19 protein-coding genes are annotated in these 20,300 nt (G+C 61.8%); 11 read left to right on the forward strand and 8 right to left on the reverse strand.

Annotated features, from left to right (window positions below):
• Nucleotides 1-5: 5 nt before the first annotated feature.
• Nucleotides 6-935 (reverse strand): branched-chain amino acid ABC transporter permease, encoded by a 930-nt coding sequence (locus tag Cth01_RS01585; RefSeq protein WP_003067858.1) that lies wholly within the window; start codon nucleotides 933-935, stop codon nucleotides 6-8.
• A gap of 350 nt (nucleotides 936-1,285) precedes the next feature.
• Nucleotides 1,286-2,626: a replication-associated recombination protein A gene (locus tag Cth01_RS01590; RefSeq protein ID WP_034356539.1), complete on the reverse strand. Its 1,341-nt coding sequence runs from the start codon at nucleotides 2,624-2,626 to the stop codon at nucleotides 1,286-1,288.
• Nucleotides 2,627-3,025: 399 nt separating this feature from the next.
• Here Cth01_RS01590 and brnQ point away from each other — a divergent pair, with 399 nt between their 5' ends.
• Nucleotides 3,026-4,354, forward strand: coding sequence for a branched-chain amino acid transport system II carrier protein (gene brnQ, locus Cth01_RS01595; protein WP_045838393.1), 1,329 nt, complete (start codon nucleotides 3,026-3,028; stop codon nucleotides 4,352-4,354).
• A gap of 126 nt (nucleotides 4,355-4,480) precedes the next feature.
• Here brnQ and lolA read toward each other — a convergent pair whose 3' ends face one another.
• Together lolA and Cth01_RS01605 are read right to left on the reverse strand one after the other, a co-directional pair.
• The gene (gene lolA, locus Cth01_RS01600) at nucleotides 4,481-5,116 is read right to left on the reverse strand and encodes an outer membrane lipoprotein periplasmic chaperone LolA (protein WP_012837199.1); all 636 of its coding nucleotides are present in this window, start codon (nucleotides 5,114-5,116) and stop codon (nucleotides 4,481-4,483) included.
• 22 nt (nucleotides 5,117-5,138) lie between these two features.
• Nucleotides 5,139-7,499, reverse strand: a complete 2,361-nt coding sequence (locus Cth01_RS01605; protein WP_034356532.1) for a DNA translocase FtsK — start codon at nucleotides 7,497-7,499, stop codon at nucleotides 5,139-5,141.
• Between the two features lie 258 nt (nucleotides 7,500-7,757).
• On the opposite strand from Cth01_RS01605, the gene trxB reads away from it, so the two are divergent.
• The 4 genes from trxB (at nucleotide 7,758) to Cth01_RS01625 (ending at nucleotide 10,311) form a co-directional block, all read left to right on the forward strand.
• Complete coding sequence (gene trxB / locus Cth01_RS01610) at nucleotides 7,758-8,711, forward strand: thioredoxin-disulfide reductase (protein WP_003067867.1); 954 nt, start codon at nucleotides 7,758-7,760, stop codon at nucleotides 8,709-8,711.
• A gap of 277 nt (nucleotides 8,712-8,988) precedes the next feature.
• Nucleotides 8,989-9,222, forward strand: coding sequence for a 50S ribosomal protein L28 (gene rpmB / locus Cth01_RS01615; protein ID WP_003058229.1), 234 nt, complete (start codon nucleotides 8,989-8,991; stop codon nucleotides 9,220-9,222).
• 20 nt (nucleotides 9,223-9,242) lie between these two features.
• Nucleotides 9,243-9,413, forward strand: coding sequence for a 50S ribosomal protein L33 (rpmG, locus tag Cth01_RS01620; RefSeq protein ID WP_003058233.1), 171 nt, complete (start codon nucleotides 9,243-9,245; stop codon nucleotides 9,411-9,413).
• A gap of 139 nt (nucleotides 9,414-9,552) precedes the next feature.
• A complete protein-coding gene (locus Cth01_RS01625) occupies nucleotides 9,553-10,311 on the forward strand; it encodes a hypothetical protein (RefSeq protein WP_034356590.1) in 759 nt (252 codons plus the stop codon).
• A gap of 16 nt (nucleotides 10,312-10,327) precedes the next feature.
• Here the strand turns inward: Cth01_RS01625 and Cth01_RS01630 are convergent, their stop codons facing one another.
• On the reverse strand, nucleotides 10,328-11,752 hold the full coding sequence (locus Cth01_RS01630; RefSeq protein ID WP_045838546.1) for an aminotransferase-like domain-containing protein: 1,425 nt from the start codon (nucleotides 11,750-11,752) through the stop codon (nucleotides 10,328-10,330).
• Between the two features lie 300 nt (nucleotides 11,753-12,052).
• Here Cth01_RS01630 and Cth01_RS01635 point away from each other — a divergent pair, with 300 nt between their 5' ends.
• Entirely contained in the window at nucleotides 12,053-12,433 is a 381-nt protein-coding gene (locus tag Cth01_RS01635) for a hypothetical protein (protein WP_034356529.1), read from the forward strand.
• Here the strand turns inward: Cth01_RS01635 and Cth01_RS01640 are convergent.
• The gene (locus tag Cth01_RS01640; protein ID WP_034408512.1) at nucleotides 12,408-13,628 is read right to left on the reverse strand and encodes a DesA family fatty acid desaturase; all 1,221 of its coding nucleotides are present in this window, start codon (nucleotides 13,626-13,628) and stop codon (nucleotides 12,408-12,410) included. The two genes, Cth01_RS01635 and Cth01_RS01640, sit on opposite strands and share 26 nt — an antisense overlap.
• A gap of 123 nt (nucleotides 13,629-13,751) precedes the next feature.
• On the reverse strand, nucleotides 13,752-15,083 hold the full coding sequence (locus Cth01_RS01645; RefSeq protein ID WP_034356523.1) for an RsmB/NOP family class I SAM-dependent RNA methyltransferase: 1,332 nt from the start codon (nucleotides 15,081-15,083) through the stop codon (nucleotides 13,752-13,754).
• Between the two features lie 140 nt (nucleotides 15,084-15,223).
• Here Cth01_RS01645 and Cth01_RS01650 point away from each other — a divergent pair, with 140 nt between their 5' ends.
• Nucleotides 15,224-15,481 carry a DUF1653 domain-containing protein gene (locus tag Cth01_RS01650; protein WP_034356520.1) on the forward strand — a complete coding sequence of 86 codons (258 nt, stop codon included), beginning with the start codon at nucleotides 15,224-15,226 and terminating at the stop codon, nucleotides 15,479-15,481.
• 50 nt (nucleotides 15,482-15,531) lie between these two features.
• On the opposite strand, the gene purN is transcribed toward Cth01_RS01650, so the two are convergent.
• Nucleotides 15,532-16,110 (reverse strand): phosphoribosylglycinamide formyltransferase, encoded by a 579-nt coding sequence (purN, locus tag Cth01_RS01655; RefSeq protein ID WP_045838394.1) that lies wholly within the window; start codon nucleotides 16,108-16,110, stop codon nucleotides 15,532-15,534.
• Between the two features lie 86 nt (nucleotides 16,111-16,196).
• On the opposite strand from purN, the gene Cth01_RS01660 reads away from it, so the two are divergent.
• From Cth01_RS01660 to Cth01_RS01675, 4 genes are all read left to right on the forward strand, one after another.
• Nucleotides 16,197-16,883 carry a YceH family protein gene (locus Cth01_RS01660; RefSeq protein ID WP_034356514.1) on the forward strand — a complete coding sequence of 229 codons (687 nt, stop codon included), beginning with the start codon at nucleotides 16,197-16,199 and terminating at the stop codon, nucleotides 16,881-16,883.
• Nucleotides 16,884-17,161: 278 nt separating this feature from the next.
• The gene (locus Cth01_RS01665; protein ID WP_034356510.1) at nucleotides 17,162-18,343 is read left to right on the forward strand and encodes an acyl-CoA dehydrogenase family protein; all 1,182 of its coding nucleotides are present in this window, start codon (nucleotides 17,162-17,164) and stop codon (nucleotides 18,341-18,343) included.
• Nucleotides 18,344-18,487: 144 nt separating this feature from the next.
• Nucleotides 18,488-19,603: an acyl-CoA dehydrogenase family protein gene (locus Cth01_RS01670; RefSeq protein ID WP_034408772.1), complete on the forward strand. Its 1,116-nt coding sequence runs from the start codon at nucleotides 18,488-18,490 to the stop codon at nucleotides 19,601-19,603.
• Nucleotides 19,604-19,764: 161 nt separating this feature from the next.
• A complete protein-coding gene (locus tag Cth01_RS01675) occupies nucleotides 19,765-20,259 on the forward strand; it encodes a nucleoside deaminase (RefSeq protein WP_003067888.1) in 495 nt (164 codons plus the stop codon).
• Nucleotides 20,260-20,300: the final 41 nt, after the last annotated feature.

Genomic DNA, 20,300 nt, shown 5'->3' on the forward strand with positions numbered 1-20,300 from the left:
ACTCCTCAGGCACGGTCCGCCACACGCTCACCCAGCAGGCCCGAAGGGCGCAGCGTCAGGATGATGATGAGCACGATGAAGGCAAAGATGTCGGTGTACTGGCTGCCCAGCACGCCCCCCGTCAGGTCACCGATATAGCCGGACCCGATGGACTCGATCAGCCCCAGCAGCAGGCCTCCCACCACGGCCCCGGCCAGATTGCCGATGCCGCCGAAAACGGCGGCCGTGAAGGCCTTGAGACCCGGCAGAAAGCCCATGGTGTGATGGGCCGTGCCATAGTTGGAGGCGTACATGATGCCGGCAATCGCGGCCAGCACGGCACCGATGATGAAGGTGGCGGAAATCACCATGTCGGGCTTGACGCCCATCAGCGCCGCCACACGCGGATTCTCTGCCGTGGCCCGCATGGCGCGCCCCAGCCTGGTGTAGTTGACCAGATACATCAGCGTGGCAAGTGCAATCGCCGTGACCACCAGCACCAGAATCTGCGTGGGCGTGATCACCGCCGTGCCGATTTCATAGGGCGTGGACGACAGCAGTGTGGGATAAGCCTTGTAATTGGGCTTCCATATGATCATGGCCAGGGTCTGCAGCAGGATGGAGACACCGATGGCCGTGATCAGCGGCGCCAGACGCGGGCTGTTGCGCAGCGGCCGGTAGGCCACCTTCTCGATCACGAAGTTCAGCGATGCGGCCACCACGCAGGCGATGATGGCGGCTATCAAAAGCATGAGCCAGCCCGGCAGATAGGGCATGGCCTCTTGCATCAGGCCGATGCAGCTCCAACTGGTCAAAGCCCCCACCATCAGCACCTCGCCATGCGCGAAGTTGATCAGCTGAATGATGCCGTACACCATGGTGTAGCCCAGGGCTATCAAGGCGTACATGCTGCCTAACACCAGACCATTGATGATCTGCTGCAGCAAGATATCCATAAGCGCGCTCCCCTTCCCTCGATCCAAGACGGAGACACTGCGAGCCTCTCATCCCGAACGACGGAGCCAGCGATGCCATGGTTCCCCTTCTGCAGTCCGCCGCTTTGTGGGCCGCTTGTCGCAAAAGAGTGAATCGATTCTAGGGAGCTGTTTTCAGGACTCAGGGCCGGGGTTTCCCGTGCGCAGGCTCAAAATGCTGCAACGCAACAATTTCATCGGCAATGCAAGTCCAATAAATACAGGCACTTAGTCATGTGCTGCCACTCAATCTAGCGAAAAACCCTGGAAACACCGCAAAAAATGCAGCATTCAACTAGTGCCAGTCTTGCAACACCTGGGCAACTCGCTCTTTACAAGCCTGCCGGCTCGTCATCTTCCGCACGAGCGGCGTCGTTGAGCGCCTTGAGCTCCGCCAGTTTCTGGCCGATCTTGATTTCCAGCCCGCGCGCCACGGGTTGGTAGAAGCCCGGATCTTCCATTCCTTCAGGCAGATAGCGCTCGCCCGCCGCAAAGCCGCCCTCCTCGCTGTGGGCATAGCGGTAGTCCCTCCCATAGTCCAGCTGCTTCATCAGCTTGGTAGGTGCATTGCGCAGATGCAGCGGCACAGGCCTTGTAGTGTCTCCCTTCACAAAGGCCTTGGCCTTGTTGTAGGCCATGTAACCGGCATTGCTCTTGGGCGCGACGGCCAGGTAGATCACTGCCTGAGCCAGGGCCAATTCGCCCTCGGGGCTGCCCAGACGCTCATAAGTCGCAGCAGCATCGTTGCACATCTGCATGGCACGCGGGTCGGCAAGTCCTATGTCTTCCCATGCCATGCGCACGATGCGGCGCGCCAGATAGCGCGGGTCGGCACCGCCATCCAGCATGCGGCAAAACCAGTAAAGCGCCGCATCGGGGTCCGAGCCGCGCACGGATTTGTGCAGGGCGCTGATGGTGTCGTAGAACTGCTCGCCGCCCTTGTCATAGCGGCGCATGCGCTCGCCCAGCACCTTGAGCAGCCAGGCATCGGTGATGCTCTGCACCCCGGCCTGCTCGGCCGTGATGGACAGGGTCTCCAGCGTGTTCAGCAAGCGCCGTGCATCGCCGTCGGCATAAGCAATCAGGCGCTCCAGCGCTTCGTCCTCGATCGCAGGAATCGCCTGGATGGCCTGGGCCTTGGCCACAATCTGCTTCAAGTCGTCCGGAGTCAGGCTTTGCAGCACATAGACCGCCGCCCGCGAAAGCAGGGCCGAGTTGACCTCGAACGAGGGGTTTTCCGTGGTCGCTCCGATGAAGGTGAATAGCCCGCTTTCCACATGGGGCAAGAAAGCGTCCTGCTGGCTTTTGTTGAAGCGGTGCACCTCATCCACAAACACGATGGTGCGCTGCTGCAGCAGTCCGCTCTGGGCGGCCTGCGCCTGCTCCACGGCCTCGCGGATGTCCTTGACGCCGCCCAGCACGGCGCTGATGGAGATGAACTGCGCATCAAAGGCATCGGCCATCAGGCGCGCAATCGTGGTCTTGCCCACCCCCGGCGGGCCCCAGAGTATGCAGCTATGCGGGCGACCCGACTCGAAGGCCAGGCGCAACGGCATGCCCTCTCCCAACACATGTTGCTGGCCGATGACTTCGGCCAGAGTGTGCGGCCGCAGGCGCTCGGCCAGGGGCTGATGAGGAATGGCTGAAGATGAGGAGTTGTTGTGCGTAACCATGACCCCTCAAGTATCCAACTCTCCAGCCAGTTGCGCATCCAAATGGGTTGGGGCTGTTTGCACACCGAAGGCAGTCAATACTTATCCACCTTAACCCTTGCATCCTTATCAGAATTTTTCATAAGAGAAAATAGCGTTTCAACGGATTCAATCTCTCCATTAACGAGGCCACCCCTCGCCCCATGGAGGTACTGCCCCCATCCGGCCTGCCAAAAACCAGGCCAGCCAGGCCTGGCAGCGCGCTTAGATTCATTGCGGGCCGCCTCATCTGCGCCGCGCAATGCCTGTGTCTGATAGGGCTACCGCCATCAGCCAGAAATCAATCGAAAGCATCCGCAACTTTCCTTGGCTCCACACTGCTACAGGGCGTGCCAGCGCTGCACGTCTGAGTCTACGCGTATGAAAAAACTCAAGACCTGGGACATTTTTGCCCTCGGTTTCATGACCTTTGCCCTGTTCCTCGGGGCCGGCAACATCATCTTTCCACCCATGGTGGGCCTGGCAGCCGGTGAAAACCTGCTCGGCGCCTCGACCGGCTTTCTGCTGACGGGTGTCGGTCTGCCCCTTCTCGGCGTAGTCGCTCTCGCACGCGTGGGTGGAGGTCTGGACACCTTGACCAGCCCCATAGGCCGCATTGCCGGCCTGGTGCTGGCCGTGGCCATCTATCTGACCATCGGCCCTCTGTTTGCGACGCCGCGCACGGCCACCGTATCCTTCGAGATGGGTCTGGCTCCCTTTGTCGGCAACACACCTGCCATGCTGCTGGCCTTCACCATCGCTTACTTTGTGGCGGTGGCGCTGCTGTCGCTGTTCCCCGGCAAGCTCATGGACAACGTGGGCAAGATCATCACGCCCGTGCTGATTCTGGCACTGACCGTTCTCGGCGGCTCCGCCGTGCTGGCCCCTGTGGATGGATACAGTCTCAGCACCGAGGCCTATGCCACGCAGGCTGCCGCCTTTTCTGAAGGCTTTCTGCAGGGCTATCAGACCATGGACGCCCTGGCCTCGCTGATCTTCGGCATCGTCATCGTCAACGCGATCAAGGCTGCCGGCGTGAGCGACGGCAAGCTGCACACCCGATACTGCATCTACGCCGGCATCATTGCCGCGACCTGCCTGGGCCTGGTCTATGTCTCGCTGATGTATCTGGGCGCCACCAACAGCCAACTGGCTGCCAACGCCACCACCGGTGTGCAGATTCTCACAGCCTTTGTACAGCAAACCTTTGGCCCCGCAGGCCTGTGGCTGCTCGCCATCGTCATCATGCTGGCCTGCCTGACCACCGGCGTGGGCCTGATCACAGCCTGCAGCAGCTTCTTCAGTGAGCTGACCGGCATCTCCTACCGCACCATGGTCATCGGCCTGTCGGTCTTCAGTGCAGCCGTAGCCAACCAGGGCCTGGCCCAGCTGATCGCCGTGGCCGTGCCCGTGCTTGTGGGGCTGTATCCCGTGGCTATCGCCCTGATCGCCCTGAGCCTGTTGCATCGCTGGAATCAGCCACCGCGCGTCTACATCCCCGCAATGGGCACCGCTCTGGTCTTCGGCCTGTTTGACGCCGCCAAGGCTGCCAAGCTTGATGCACTGGTGCCCGCCTGGCTGGAAAAGCTGCCCGGCGCCGCCCTGGGCATGGGCTGGGTCGCCCCTGTGGTCGGCGTGCTGGTGATTGCAGGCCTGCTGGACTTCGCCATCGGCAACAAGCAAAGTGCCGCAAACGCCACGCGCGCCTGAGCACAACAGTCCCCACCAAAGCGCAGCTGGCTGCGTTCCACTCACAAGGGCTCAAACCCGATTCCTGCATAAAAAAGGCCTGCGGACACAATCCGCAGGCCTTTTTGCTGATGCGCGCCGCGATCTTTACTGCTTGAGCACATCGGCCCCCTTGGGCACCGTGAAGTGGAAGGTCGATGCCGGCAGCGAAGCCTGGGTTTGCAGGCCCTTGAACTGCATCAGCGAGCGCTGGCCAAAGCTGTCCTCGATATCCAGCGCAGCCAGCTTGCCTTCGGGTGTGAAGCCTATGCGCACGCTCTTGAGCTGACCGCCTTTCTGCCTGGGGCTGGCCAGCACCCATTCCAGGCCATCGGCGTCAGGCTGGTTGCCCAGCTCGAAATCGGCCTTCAAGGCCTTGAGGTCGGTGGCCGATGTCAGGATGGCCGCCGGTGTGCTGCCCAGCACCTGGGCCTGGGCACGCTCCGTCACCTGATTCAGGTCGGCGTCGTACAGCCACAGCGTCTTGCCGTCGGCCACGATGAGCTGCTCAAAAGGCTTGGTGTAGTTGAAACGGAACTTGCCGGGGCGCTGGAATTCGAAGCTGCCGCTGGACACCTTGGTACGCGCCTCCTGCCCGGACTTGGGTGGCGAGGTCACGGACTGGGTGAAGTCGGCCTTGCCCGCCTGGGCATTCTTCATGAAGGACTCAAGGCTTTTCAGACCATCAGCCATTGCAGCACTTGCACTACCAGCTATCAAAATTGCAGTCAAAAGACGTTTCATGACTCTCTCTCTTGTGCGTGGCTCACTCGCTGCGGGCCGGAACTAGAACATCGCGCTGCCCACTGGATGTGAGCGAGCTGACCAGACCGGCCTTTTCCATTTGCTCGAGCAGATTGGCCGAGCGGTTGTAGCCGATACGCAGTTTGCGCTGAACGTAGGAAATGCTGGCCTTGCGGTCTTTCAGCACGATTTCTACCGCCTGATCGTAGAGCTCGTCCTTTTCGCCGCCGCCTTCGCCATCGTCATCACCACCCTCGCCATCGACAGAGCCGCCTTCCAGGATGCCTTCGATGTAGTCGGGCTCCCCCTGCTCCTTGAGATAGCTGACCACACGATGCACCTCGTCGTCGGAGACAAAAGCGCCATGCACACGGATCGGCAGGCCGGTACCGCTGGCCATGTACAGCATGTCGCCCATGCCCAGCAGGGTCTCGGCCCCCATCTGATCCAGCACGGTGCGGCTGTCGATCTTGCTGGAGACCTGAAAGGCAATACGCGTCGGAATATTGGCCTTGATCAGGCCGGTGATCACGTCCACGCTGGGGCGCTGGGTCGCGAGGATCAGATGAATGCCGGCCGCACGCGCCTTTTGCGCAAGGCGGGCGATGAGCTCTTCGATCTTCTTGCCCACCACCATCATCAGATCGGCCAGCTCGTCGATCACGATGACGACGTGCGGCAGGCGCTGCAGCGGCTCGGGCTCCTCGGGCGTCAGGCTGAAGGGGTTGGGAATCGACTCCTCGCGCGCCTTGGCCTCGTCGATCTTGCTGTTGTAGCCGGCCAGATTGCGCACACCGAGCTTGCTCATGAGCTTGTAGCGGCGCTCCATCTCGGCCACGCACCAGTTCAGACCGTTGGCCGCCTGCTTCATGTCGGTGACCACAGGGCACAGCAGATGGGGAATGCCTTCATAGACCGACATTTCCAGCATCTTGGGATCGATCATGAGCAGACGCACATCGCGCGCCTCTGCCTTGTAGAGCAGAGACAGAATCATGGCGTTGATACCCACGGACTTGCCCGAGCCGGTCGTGCCGGCCACCAGCACGTGGGGCATCTTGGCCAGATCGGCGACCACGGGGTTGCCCACGATGTCCTTGCCCAGCCCCATGGTCAGCAGGCTCTTGGCGTCGTGGTAGACCTGCGAGCCCAGCACTTCGGACAAACGGATCGACTGGCGCTTGGCATTGGGCAGCTCGAGCGCCATGAAGTTCTTGCCGGGAATGGTCTCTATCACGCGAATCGAGACCAGGGACAGCGAACGCGCCAGGTCCTTGGCCAGATTGACGATCTGCGAGCCCTTGACGCCCGTGGCAGGTTCAATCTCGTAGCGAGTGATCACAGGACCGGGCATGGCCGCAACCACCCGCACTTCCACGCCAAAGTCCTTGAGGCGCTTTTCAATCAGCCGGCTGGTCATCTCCAATGTCTCGGCAGACACCAGTTCCTGGCGCTGCTGGGCCTGGTCCAGCAGGTCCACCTGCGGCAGCTTGCTGTCCGGATGATCGGTGAACAGCGGCTTCTGGCGTTCCTTCACCACCCGGGCGCTGGGTTGGCTGGCCTCCTGCAGCACGGGCTCGATGATCTGCACAGGCTGATGCACCGGTGCAGCAATCGCACCTTCTGTGCGGTCAAACACCACTTCCTCGCGTTCTCGGGCTGCTCTCTTGCCGACAGAGACATCCTTGGCAATTTCACGACGCTCGCGGCCAAACTGCACCATGCCGTCCAGGCGCGCGCCCAGGCCTTCGGCCAGCTTGCCCCAGGAAAAGCCGAACACCATGGCTGCGCCCAGCACGAACAGGCAGATGCCGATCAGGCCCGAGCCGGCAAAGCCCAGCCATTTGAGGGCGTTAAAGCCCATCATGTAACCAAACACGCCGCCAGCGGGGCCCGGCAGCAGGTTCTCGAAACGGTACAGACGCGTCCATTCCAGCGCGCAGCTGGCAATCATCAGAATGGCCAGACCGCCCCAGAACAGAAAGCGGCGGCGCCACAGCGGCATCAGCGCCAGAGGGCTGCCGTCCTTGTTCACCCCGCCACGCATCCAGCGCACCAGCGATGTCACCCAGGTCTGCACGGCGGCCAGCACCAGCCACCAGATGGACATGCCGAAGCCGAAGTAGCAGGCATCGGCCAGCCAGGCACCCACACGGCCCATCCAGTTGTGCACAAACGGCTTTTGCCCGGCGCCCGAAGTGGACCAGGCTGCGTCTTGCGGCGAGTAGGTGAACATGGCCATGAGCCAGAACACCAGCGCCAGCAGGCCGATCAACAGCAAAACCTCCTGGCTGAAGCGAATCACTCCATAGCGCGGAGTCGCAGCGCGGGATTTTGATTTGCTGGAAGAAGACGCGTTCGAAGCGTTCAATGTGTATGTCATACGCAGGCGCAAGCTTACCTTAGGCCCTTATCCAAGCGGTGCATTCGGCCAAGACGATCGCTCAGCGTAATGCAAGCACATGCAACAAAACTGCCATACGGCAGCCGGATTCGCTTCATCACTATCATTTTTAACAATTCCGGTGATTAAAAACAGCTGCACGCGCAGACCTTGATCCGGAGCGATACTCCCACATCTTCCCAATGTTTTCATGACCGCGCGCCGGCTGTCGGCCTGCTTTTTTCAGAGTTCCGCTCCATGTCCTCTACCAAACACGCACAAGTTCTCATCCTCGGCTCCGGCCCTGCCGGCTATACCGCAGCCGTATACGCGGCCCGTGCCAACCTCAAGCCCCTGCTGATTACCGGCATGGCCCAGGGCGGCCAGTTGATGACCACCACCGAAGTGGACAACTGGCCTGCCGACGTCATGGGCGTGCAGGGCCCCGAGTTGATGCAGCGTTTTCAGGAACATGCCGAGCGCTTCAAGACCGAAATCGTTTTCGACCACATCAACCAGGTTGACCTCTCCAAGCGCCCCTTCACCCTGACCGGCGACAGCGGCGTCTATACCTGCGACTCGCTGATCATCGCCACCGGCGCATCGGCCAAGTACCTGGGCCTGCCCTCCGAAGAAGCCTTCATGGGTCGCGGCGTGTCCGCTTGCGCCACCTGCGACGGTTTTTTCTATCGCGAGCAGCCCGTCTGCGTGATCGGCGGCGGCAACACGGCCGTAGAAGAAGCCCTCTACCTGTCCAACATTGCCAGCAAGGTCACCCTCGTGCACCGCCGCGACAAGTTCAAGGCCGAGCCCATCCTCGTGGACAAGCTGATGGAAAAGGTCGAGGAAGGCAAGATCGAGCTCAAGACCCATTTCACACTGGATGAAGTGCTGGGTGACCAGAGTGGCGTGACCGGCATCCGCATCAAGAGCACGCAGGACGGCCACACCGAAGAGGTCAAGCTGCAAGGCGCTTTCATCGCCATCGGCCACCACCCCAACACCGACATCTTCCAGGGTCAGCTGGAGCTGGAAAACGGCTACATCATCACCCAGGGCGGTCTCAAGGGCTTTGCAACCCAGACCAGCGTGCCCGGCGTATTCGCCGCTGGCGACTGCCAGGATCATGTCTACCGCCAGGCCATCACCAGTGCCGGCACCGGCTGCATGGCGGCCCTGGACGCCCAGCGCTTCCTGGAACAGGAATCCTGATGACGCCAAGACGCTTCGGCGTTTGAGCGGTTGTTAGCGCATGTTCGGCGCAAAAGCCCTTGGGTTTGGCCAGTTTTGGCCGGCACCAGGGGCTTTTTTGCGAAAACGCTATAATCGCAGACTTTGCTGAATTCCAGGTTCGCGCTTTACCGTGCTTCGGGACTTCCGCAATCGGGCTACCGCCACCCATTACAAACTGGCGAGGTGAGGTTGTCGGCACCTCCTGCTCCTGCAGGATTCCAGAGCCGGCGGCCGATTCAACTATCGGAGTGTCCCAATGGCACGCGTATGTGAAGTTACGGGCAAGAAGCCCATGGTGGGCAACAATGTTTCCCACGCCAACAACAAGACCAAGCGTCGTTTCCTCCCCAACCTGCAATACCGCCGCTTCTGGGTGGAGAGCGAAAACCGTTGGGTGCGCCTGCGCGTTTCCAGCGCTGCTCTGCGCCTGATCGACAAGAACGGTATCGACTCCGTGCTCGCAGACATGCGCGCTCGTGGCCAAGCTTAATTTCCTGAAGGAGAAACACCATGGCTGCTAAAGGCGGACGCGAAAAGATCAAGCTGGCTTCCACTGCTGGTACCGGTCACTTCTACACAACGACCAAGAACAAGAAGACGATGCCTGAAAAGATGTCGATCATCAAGTTCGACCCCAAGGCTCGCAAGCACGTCGAGTACAAGGAAACCAAGCTGAAGTAATTCGGCCTGTTTCTTGAAAAACCGCCTCACGCAAGTGCAGGCGGTTTTTTCATGCCTTTGCGACTCCTGTCGCGGCGCGAGAGCTGACGCAGTGACCCTCCCTATACTTGGCAGTTTGCAACGAACAGGGATGGATCACATGAATCACAGGACGCTGAGCACATTGCTTTTTTCGCTTGCCGTGTCGCCAGCCGTCTTCGGCCAGACCTTCATCTGCCCCACGGGTCCCGGCCCCGGCCAGCGCCAGGTCGGCATGACAGGCGGCTCACCGGGTCTGGCCTCGGTGCCCGTCTGCGAGCAGTTCAGCTCGGCGCCCGCCGCCACCCAACGCGCCGAACCGTCGCCCGCCGATGCCCTGGGCGGTCTGGCGCGCAGCCAGCTGGAGCTGCTGCGCGAGGGGCAGGAGCTGATCAAGGAAGGACAGAGAATTGCACAAGACCCGCAGTATCAGAAACTGCGCAAGGGCTACTGGATGTTCTCGCATGACGAGAAAAACCCGCGCTCCGGTCTTGAATGTGCGGCGATCTTTGGCAGCATGTCCGGTGCCGTTCAGCTTTCCGGCCCCACGGCCAAGCACAACGGTGCCCTGCTGACCTTTCTGGGCATGGACATTCCCCAGCCCGCCAGCCCGCGCAAGATCAGAACCACGCTGACCCAGAACCAGGACCGGCCCCAGGAGGTCGGCGCCATCAACTACACCATGTCCAATGGCAAATGGGGAGCCATCGTCTATGCGCTGGGCGGCCCCGAAGCACTGGTCAAGGAGCTTGGGGAAGAGGAAGAAGCCCGCTTCAAGGTCTCTGTGGAAGGCAAGGAGGTCATCAGCACCTTCTACAAGGAAGGCGGCAAGGCCCGTGAATTCCTGAGCAAGTGCATGGCCGGTCAGCCGACGAAGTAAAGAACCCCGGCCAGAGCTAGCTGCGCGGACTCTGCCCCAGTTGCCGGCAGGCCATCGCGCCCAGATCCTGCATCGCCCTCTCCATGAGTTCGTCGACCGGATGGGTGCAGGCTAGGCGCATGCAGTGCTCATACCTGCCGGAGTTGGAAAACATGCTGCCCGGCGCAATACGTATGCCGCGCGCCAGGGCTGCCGTGAACAGGTCCGAGGTTGACATCTGCGCGGGGAACTCCAGCCACAGGCACAGGCCGCCGCCTGGCAGGCTCATGCGCGTGCCCAGCGGGAAATGACGTGCAACCAGTCTGGCCATGGCCTCGCGCTGTCGCTTGAGCTGCTGCCTGAGCTTTTCCAGGCTGCGCTGATGGGTGGGTGACCCCAGCACCTCGGACACGACCAGCTGCCCCAGCGTCTGGGTATTGCGGCTTTGTGCAAATTTCAGCATCTGGATGCGGCCATGCCATTGGCCGCCATTCATCCAGCCCTGGCGCAGGCCCGGCGCCAGACTTTTGTTGAAGGCCTGGCAATAGATCACATGCCCGAAGACACTGTCCCAGGCCTTGAGCGGCTTCACCGGCAGCCCTTCGACAAACAGACCATAGGAGTCGTCCTCGATCAGCGCCGCCCCATGGGCCGCACACAGGGCCACGAGTCTGGCCTTTTTCTCGTCCGGCATGCGCGCGCCCAGCGGCATCTGCAGATCCGGCACCACCACCACGGCCTTCAGGCGCGGCTGGGTCTGAAAAGCCAGCTCCAGCGCCTCGATGGACATGCCGGTGCGCGGGCTGCAGGGAATTTCCAGCGTTTTCAGCTGCAAGGACTCCACCACTTGCAGCAGGCCGTAATAGGTTGGCGATTCGACGGCCACCATATCCCCGGGTGATGCCACGGCAGCCAGCGCCAGACTCACCGCTTCGGAATTGCCGGTGGTTGCCAGCACATCGACAGGCGCAACACGGATACCGGAGGCCAGCGCCCGTCTGGCCATGGCCTGCTGAAACAGCGGATGATTGCCCTGATTGGCCAGCAGAGAGCGCCCCTGCGAGAGCAGCGTCGGATGCTCGCGCAGCAGCCTGGTGACGGTCTTGTTCAGATAGTGATGATCGAACAAGGAGGCAGGCGGCGTGCAGCCACCGATGTCCATATAGACCTCGGCCTGACGGCCGCGCTCGAGCAGCAGAGAAATATGCTCGTTGATGCCCACGAAATGCGCATGCGCGCCGGGAGACAGCGGCTGGCTCAGGTCCGGTTCGCTGGTCAGAGGAATATCGCCCGTCATCGTCGCGCACACAAAGTAGCCCACGCGGGGCCTGGCCTCCAGACAACCCTGCGCTTCCAGAAAACGCAGCACCTGCAAGGCCGTCGAGAGACTGATGTCATGCCGCGCCATCAGCTCGCGCACCGACGGCATGCGCTCCCCGGGCTTCAGGCTCCCCAGCTCCATGGCCTTGCTGTAGTGCGCGGCCAGCCGTTGATACAGCGGCAGCAGCACATCGCCTGTCGCATGATCGGCAGGCTGTGATTCGGAGGTGGTGGAAGTCAGCATGATGACAAAAACGCAGGACCGGGCAGGCATCATGCCAGCAAGCCCTGTTCTGCAACAGATACAGATTGTCAGCAAACATACCGGAACAGATGCACCGAAATCCACGCTGCTACGCCTGCACGGAACGCTTGCTGTGCCTGTTCTGCCAAGCCGTGCTTCCCTACGCTTGAGGGTCTGAATCACAGACCTCCAGCCACCATGTCACAGCCGAACTTCCCCTCGAAAATACATAGCCTCAACAGCGGCCAAGCTGCATCGCTGCTGTTTGAACCAGGCAGCGAACTGTTCTGCCAGCAAGGGCCGCTGCGTCTGGCCATCGGGCCGCTGAGCTTTACCGACAATCACTTCGGTCAGGTCATGGTGCTGCAAACCGGGCAAAGCTGGCGTTGCCCCAGTCGCACCTGGGTGCAGCTGAGCACGCCGGCAGGTGCGGCCTGGATTCAATATCCGGTGGCACGGATACAGCAAAGCCGGACAGCGAAGCGGCTTGAAGAGGGAAAAGGCCTGAGCTTCGCGCTTGCCAGAATCTGGCAGCAGCTTGGCAAGCTCGGCCTCAGACGTGGGCAGCGCGCAGCTTGACGGAGAAATCCTTGAGTGCCGCAATGCCGCTGGCCTCGGCGCGCTGACACCAGGCCTGCAGCTGACCGGTCAGTTGCTCGCGACTCAGGCTGGTGTTGAGCCACAGCTGACGCAGCTCTTCGCGCATGACCAGCATCTGGTCAATCACCGGGTGCGCAGCGCGCGCCTGCGCCAGTTGGCTCTGGGCACGCTCGGGCACCTTGTCGGCATCGCGGTGCAGCCAGCGTTGCACGCCCTTGAGCAGGGAAACATCCGACTTCTGTGCCTGCTTCTGCTTGAGCAGGTCCAGCTCGTGCTGAACCGCCGTGCGCACGCCGCGCGCATAACGGGCCATGACCTCGTAGCGATTGGCAATGATGGCTTCCAGCGTCAGCTCGTCGGCCACGGGCTTGACGACGCCCATGCGCAGGCGCGGCGGGGTTTTCTTGACTTTGGCCCAGCCCAGCTTCTGCATGAGGCTGATATAGACCCAGCCGATATCGAACTCGTAGGGCTTGACGGAGAACTTGGCCGAAGTGGGAAAGGTATGGTGGTTGTTGTGCAGCTCTTCGCCGCCGATGATGAGGCCCCAGGGCACCAGATTGGTGGAGGCATCCGTCGCCTCGTAGTTGCGATAGCCCCAAAAATGCCCCACGCCGTTGACCACGCCCGCAGCCCAGAATGGAATCCAGACCATCTGCACGGCCCAGATCGACAGGCCGATCACGCCGAACAGCGCCACATTGAGGATGAGCATCAGCGAGGGGCCCATCACCGAATGGCGGTAGATATTGCGCTCCATCCAGTCATCGGGCGTGCCGTGACCGTATTTCCTGAGCGTTTCCTCGTTCCTGGCCTCGGCACGGTACAGCTCGGCACCTTCACGCATCACCTTGCCCAGGCCGCGCGTCTGCGGGCTGTGCGGGTCATCTGCGGTCTCGCACTTGGCGTGGTGCTTGCGGTGGATGGCTACCCATTCCTTGGTCACCATGCCCGTGCCCAGCCAGAGCCAGAAGCGGAAGAAATGCGAGGGAACAGGCCCCAGATCCAGTGCCCGATGCGCCTGGCTGCGGTGCAGATAGATGGTGACACCCGCAATCGTGAAGTGGGTGGTGATCAGGGTGTAGAGCAGCAATTGCCACCACGTCAGATCCCACAGGCCATTGGCCATCCAATCCACGACGGCATTCCAGATCGAGGCTATATCCAGCGACATAAATAACAAAGCCTTTGGCAAAAAACCGCGCCCACTCGATAAGCACGGTCGTGCCATTTTAGGTGAGCCGCCGACCGGTCTGTTGTCGATTCCCCGACAGCAGATACCGGATTTGCACCGAAGTTACGCCTTTTTCACCCAAACAGCGGCGAAAAACCCGTCTGTCTCGTGCTGATGTGGCCACAGACGCAGATAGCGTCGACCCTCATCACCACCGCTGCAAAGCTTGTCGCCGTCGGCAATCTTGAGCTGCTCAAGCACCTCGCCCGCGTCCATCGGAACGAACTCGGGGTGAGCGGCGCTGAAGGCTTCGGCAATGGCTTCGTTTTCCTCTGGCAGGATGGAGCAGGTGGCATAGATCAGACGGCCACCGGCCTTGACCAGGCGCGCGCTGCTTTCCAGGATGGCAGCCTGTTTCTGCGTCAGCTCCTGCACGGCCTTGACGCTCTGGCGCCACTTGAGGTCGGGATTGCGGCGCAGCGTACCCAGGCCCGAGCAGGGAGCATCGACCAGCACGCGGTCGATCTTGCCGGCCAGGCGCTTGACGCGCTCGTCGCGCTCGTGGGCAATCGCGGCAGGGTGGACATTGGAAAGACCCGAACGCGCCAGACGAGGCTTGAGCGCATCCAGGCGATGACCCGAGACGTCGAAGGCATACAGACGGCCGGTGTTGCGCATGGCCGCGCCAATGGCCAGGGTCTTGCCGCCGGCGCCGGCGCAAAAGTCCACCACCATTTCGCCACGCTTGGCATCCAGCATCAGTGCCAGCAGTTGCGAGCCTTCGTCCTGCACTTCGATGGCGCCGCGGTTGAAGGCATCAATCTTGGCCAGCGCAGGCTTGCCGTCCACACGCAGACCGATGGGCGAGAACGGCGTGGGCTCGGCCTTGATGCCGGCTTTTTCCAGTTCCTTGCGCAGATCGGAGCGCTTGTCGTTGAGCGTGTTGACACGCAGGTCCAATGGAGCTGCCTGCTCCATGCTGGCGGCCAGTGCCCAGAATCCATCGCCCAGCTGGGCCTTGAGCGGCTCGACCAGCCATTCGGGCAGATTGTGACGGTGCGCCTCCATCAGCTCTTCGGGCTTGACGCCGTCGCAGGCAGCCAGCCACTTGAGTTCCTGTGGCGTCAGCGCGGCCTTGATAAAGGTCTCGCTGTCCTGGCCGTCCTTGTTCTTGACCTTGCCTTCCTTCTTGGCCTGCTCGCGCAGCACGGCGGCAAAGCCCAGGATGGCCAGCCGGCGCTCGCGTGCGCCGCTGCCCGAATGCGCCAGCGCTTCGAACAGCAGCTTCTTGCGCAGCACGGTGTAGACGGTTTCGGCCAGGGTGGCGCGCTCGCGCGGGCCCAGATAGCGGTTTTCGCGGAAAAAGCGGGACACCACGGCATCGGCCGGGTGTTCAAATGTCAGGGCGCGCTTGACGAGTTCAGAGCAAGCGTCGAGAAGGGCTTTGGGATGCATGGGCGCAATTGTCCCACTCTCGCCCTGGCCCTGGCTGGCACCAGAAATCTATGACGCCGGCCTGCTCCAAACGATTCATAGTAAAAACAGGCTTCAGCCCTTTTCCTTCAAGCGTTGACAGCTCATCTTTTTAAAGCATCATGTCCGACCACGATCTGCCTGCACTCATCACCACCGAGCCCGGTCTCTACGAACACTACAAAGGCATGCGCTATGAAGTCATAGGCACGGTGCGCCACAGCGAGACGCTGGAGCCCATGACGCTATATCGCGCGCTCTATGGCGAGCGTGGCCTGTGGGTGCGCCCGGCCGCCATGTTCAACGAGACGGTGGTAATCGACGGTGTGGAGCGGCCACGCTTTCGCCGCCTGCCCGCCGAGGAGCAGAAATCAGCATAAAGACAGGCTCTATCGCTTACCTATAAAGAAATAGAAGCTATCAAATCTGATCAAGCCTTGATCAGATTGAGCACGGCTTGCGGATAGATGATGTGCTCCTGCACCAGCACGCGTGCAGCCAGCAGCTCGGCCGTGTCACCCTCCAGCACGGGCACCACGGCCTGCTCCAGGATGGGGCCCACGTCGAGCTCGGCCGTCACGCGGTGCACGGTGCAGCCCGCAAACTTGCAGCCCGCATCGATCGCTCTCTGATGGGTGTGCAGACCGGTGAAGGCCGGCAACAGCGAAGGATGGATGTTGATCAGCCGGCCCTCATAGTGCGCAACAAAGCCTGGCGTGAGAATGCGCATGAAACCGGCCAGCACCACCAGATCAGGCGCATGGCGATCGATGACCCGCGTCAGCTCGGCATCAAAGGCCTCGCGGCTGTCGAACTGCTTGTGATCCAGAACCTCGGTGGCGATGCCGTTGTCCCGCGCGAACACCAGGCCCTTGGCCTCGGCCTTGTTGCTCACCACGGCGCTCACGCGGGCGTTGTACTGCTTTGCCCAGTTCTGCTGCTGGGATGCACGCACAATGGCAGCCATGTTCGAGCCGCCGCCCGAGATGAGGATCACGATGTTTTTCATGGGCGGCGATTGTCGCATTGACGGACAAACCCTATCGGGTTTGCACCAGTTCCTGTGCGCTGCCCTAAGACTTTCGAGGAGACCCCATGCCGTTTGACCCACGCAACACCCCTTTGAGCGCCATCGAAGCCCGCGTTCTGGCCACGCTGATGGAAAAGGCCCGCACCGTGCCCGACAGCTATCCGCTCACGCTCAACAGCCTGGTCACGGGCTGCAACCAGAAGTCCAGCCGCGACCCGGTGATGGAGGTCAGCGAGGGCGAGGCCCAGGAGGCACTGGACAGCCTGCGCCTCAAGACCCTGTCGGTGCAGATCAGCAGCGTGCGCTCCACGCGCTGGGAGCACAACTTCCCGCGCGGCATTGGCGTGCCTGACCAATCTGCAGTGCTGCTGGCCCTGCTGATGCTGCGCGGCCCCCAGACCGCTGGCGAGCTGCGCATCAACTCCGAGCGCTGGCACCGCTTTGCCGACATCTCCTCGGTCGAAGCCTTTCTCGACGAACTACGCGAACGCAGCGAGGAAAAAGGCGGTCCGCTGGTCGTGCAGCTGCCGCGCGCCCCTGGTGCCCGCGAGCAGCGCTGGGCCCATCTGCTTTGCGGTCCGGTGGATGTCAACGCCCTGGCAAGCACCAGCAGCGCCAGCACAGGCGGCAATGCATCGGCCCTGCAGCAGCGTGTGGATGCGCTCGAAACCGAAGTCGCCCAGCTGCGCGCCACCGTGCAGATGCTGTGCGAATCGCTGGGCGTGGAACCGCCTGCAACCCCGGCTGAATGAATCCCGACAGAAACTGATAGCTGCCAGCGTTCATCCAATAAGCGCTGGTGGCCTTTTTCAATCAATATCCAAAGTTCACAGTCACCAAAAATGGGGGCACTCCCGGGCAGAAGCGACCAGCAAGAGCCGTCCCGCAGCGAGGCTGTCGTCCCCCTTGGGGGAAGCTGCGCAGCCGCTCGGGGACTCATCCCTGGGGTTTCCCGCCATTTGTCGCAACCCGGACAGCCAGAAAAAGAACGTGCGTGCTACAAATCTCCAGCATTTGCAGGAGACAACGCATGGACTTGGCATTCACCCCTGAAGAACAGGCTTTTCGCGAAGAGATCCGCAGTTGGGTGCGGGCAAATCTGCCCGAGGATATTGCGCACAAGGTGCGCAACGATCTGCACCTGACGCGCGAGGACATGCAGCGCTGGGCCAAGATTCTGGGCAAAAAAGGCTGGCTCGGCTACGGCTGGCCCAAGGAATTCGGCGGCCCCGGCTGGAGCGCCGTACAAAAGCATTTGTTCGAGGAAGAATGCGCACTCGCCGGCACGCCGCGCATCGTGCCCTTCGGCCCCGTGATGGTGGCGCCGGTGATCATGGCCTATGGCACGCCGGAGCAGCATCAGCGCTTTCTGCCCGGCATCGCCAGCGGCGAAGTCTGGTGGAGCCAGGGCTATTCCGAACCGGGTTCGGGCTCGGACCTGGCCAGCGTCAAGACCCGCGCCGAACGCGTGGGCGACAAATACATCGTCAACGGTCAGAAGACCTGGACCACGCTGGGCCAGTACGGCGAATGGATCTTCTGCCTGGTGCGCACCAGCAACGAGGGCAAGCCCCAGACCGGCATCAGCTTCCTGCTGGTCGACATGAAGTCGCCGGGCGTGACCGTGCGCCCCATCAAGCTGCTGGACGGCTCGCACGAAGTCAACGAGGTCTTTTTCGACAATGTGCAAGTGCCTGCCGACCAGCTGATCGGCGAGGAAAACAAGGGCTGGACCTATGCCAAGCACCTGCTCAGCCACGAGCGCACGAACATCGCCGATGTGAACCGTGCCAAGCGCGAGCTGGAGCGCCTCAAGCGCATCGCCAAGACCGAAGGCGTCTGGGAAGACCAGCGCTTCCGTGATCAGATCGCCCTGCTGGAGATCGATGTGATCGCGCTGGAAATGCTGGTGCTGCGCGTGCTCTCGGCGATGAAGTCGGGCAAGAACCCGCTGGACATCGCCGGCCTGCTCAAGATCAAGGGCAGCGAGATTCAGCAGCGCTACTCCGAGCTGATGATGCTGGCCGCCGGCCCTTATGCCCTGCCCTATATCCAGGAAGCCATGGAAGCCGGCTACCAGGGCGACTTTCCCGGCAATGTGCTGGGCAATGCGCCGCTGGCCGCGACCTACTTCAATATGCGCAAGACCACCATCTATGGCGGCTCCAACGAGGTGCAGCGAAACATCGTCGCGCAGACGGTGCTGGGCTGATTCGGAACTGGCGGCAGCGCGGAGATTTCGCTTGCGTGAACTCGCACTGCTACCCCGTGCCCCCTCCGGGAGGGGGTTCTTGCTAGAGCTTCGCTGAATGTGATGGTGCGCAAGGCGCACTCGCTTCAGCAGCAGGAGACAAATATGGATTTCGATTTTTCCGACGACCAGCAACAACTGCGCGATGCCGTCGCCCGCTGGGTGGACAAGGGCTATACCTTTGAGCGCCGCCAGAGCATTGCCAAACAAGGCGGCTTCTCGCGCGAGGTCTGGAACGAGCTGGCCGAGCTGGGCCTGACGGCCCTCACCGTGCCCGAGCAATATGGCGGCCTGGGCCAGGGCGCGGTCGATGTGATGGTGGTCATGGAGGAGCTGGGCCGCGGTCTGGTGATGGAGCCTCTGACCCAGGCTTTCGTGGCCTCCGCCTTGCTCGGCCAGTTCGGCGACGAAGCCGTCAAGCAAGCCTGGCTACCCCGCATCGCCAGCGGTGAAAAGCTGGTGGTGCTCGCATCGCAGGAGCGCAAGGCGCGCTACCAGATTGATGTTTGCGCGGCAAAAGCCTCTAAATCCGGCGATGGATATACGGTAGATGCTAGGAAAAACATTGTTCCAGCGGGCGACCAGGCCGACGCCTTCATCGTGCCGGCCCAGCTCGACGGCAAGATTGCGCTCTTCCTCGTCGAGAACGGCCGCGAAGGCGTCGCCACCAAGCCCTATGCCACGCAGGATGAGGGACGCGCGGCCGATCTGGTCTGCCATGCCGCATCGGCCACCCTGATCACCACCAATGGCGTGGCTGCCCTCACCCTGGCACAGGATGTGGCCAATGCCGCTCTTTGCGCCGAAGGCGTGGGCGTGATGGAGCAGACGCTCAAGCTCACCACCGAGTACATGAACCAGCGCAAGCAGTTCGGCGTGGTGATCTCCAGCTTCCAGGCCCTGCGCCACCGCGTGGCCGATATGAAGATGCAGCTGGAGCTGGCCCGCTCCATGAGCTACTACGGCACGCTCAAGCTGGTGGCGCCTGCCGAGGAGCGCCATGTCGCCATCGCGCGCGCCAAGGTGCAACTGGGCCAGTCCATGCGTTATGTGGGCCAGCAGGCCGTGCAACTGCATGGAGGCATCGGCGTGACGGACGAATATGTGGGCAGCCACTATTTCAAGCGCCTGACCCAGATGGAGATGACGGGTGGCGACACCTTGCACCACCTGGGCACGGTATCGGCCCATATGCAGGACAGCGCCGGCGTCTTTGCCTGAAAGCCTGCATCAACATTCATCAAGATCACGGCAACTGCATTCAACCCAAAACTAAAAGTCAACAGCACGCTTCGGCGTGCTGTTTTGCTTCCTGCATGCACTATGGACCCTGCTGCTCTTCCTATGATCTTTGCGCCATTCACAAGATCAAGGAGACATGCATGAGCAAGCAAGACAGCGAAAAGTATCTGCTGGAGTCCATCCGCCTGGCCATGGGCAATGTCAAGGGCCGCGAATCCGCGACCTGGCCTTTCGGTGCCGTGCTGGTGCGTGACGGCAAGGTCCTGGCGCGCGCCGTCAACCAGGTCGATGATCTGTGCGACCCCACGGCCCACGCCGAGATGCAGGCCCTGCGCATTGCCGCCAAGGCCCTGGGCAGCACGGATCTGTCCGGCTCGGTCATGTATGCCAGCGGCTATCCCTGCTCCATGTGCCACACCGCCATGCTGCTGGCCGGCGTGAAGCAGGTGTACTTCGCCTACTCCAACGAAGACGGCGAGCCCTACGACCTGTCGGCTGCACGCGGCTATGAGGAGCTGGCTCGCCCCGAAGGCCGGCGCGAACTGCCCGTCATCAGCCACCGCGTGCGCGATGCCGGCGAGGACCTGTACCAGGCCTGGCAAAAGGCCGTGGACGAAGATCGTGCCACGGTCTAGCCAGCACTGGCTCCAGCCGCCATCATGAACAAAGCCCTGAA

It is taken from the genome of Comamonas thiooxydans (genome assembly GCF_000964545.1).
GTDB classification, from domain to species: domain Bacteria; phylum Pseudomonadota; class Gammaproteobacteria; order Burkholderiales; family Burkholderiaceae_C; genus Comamonas; species Comamonas thiooxydans.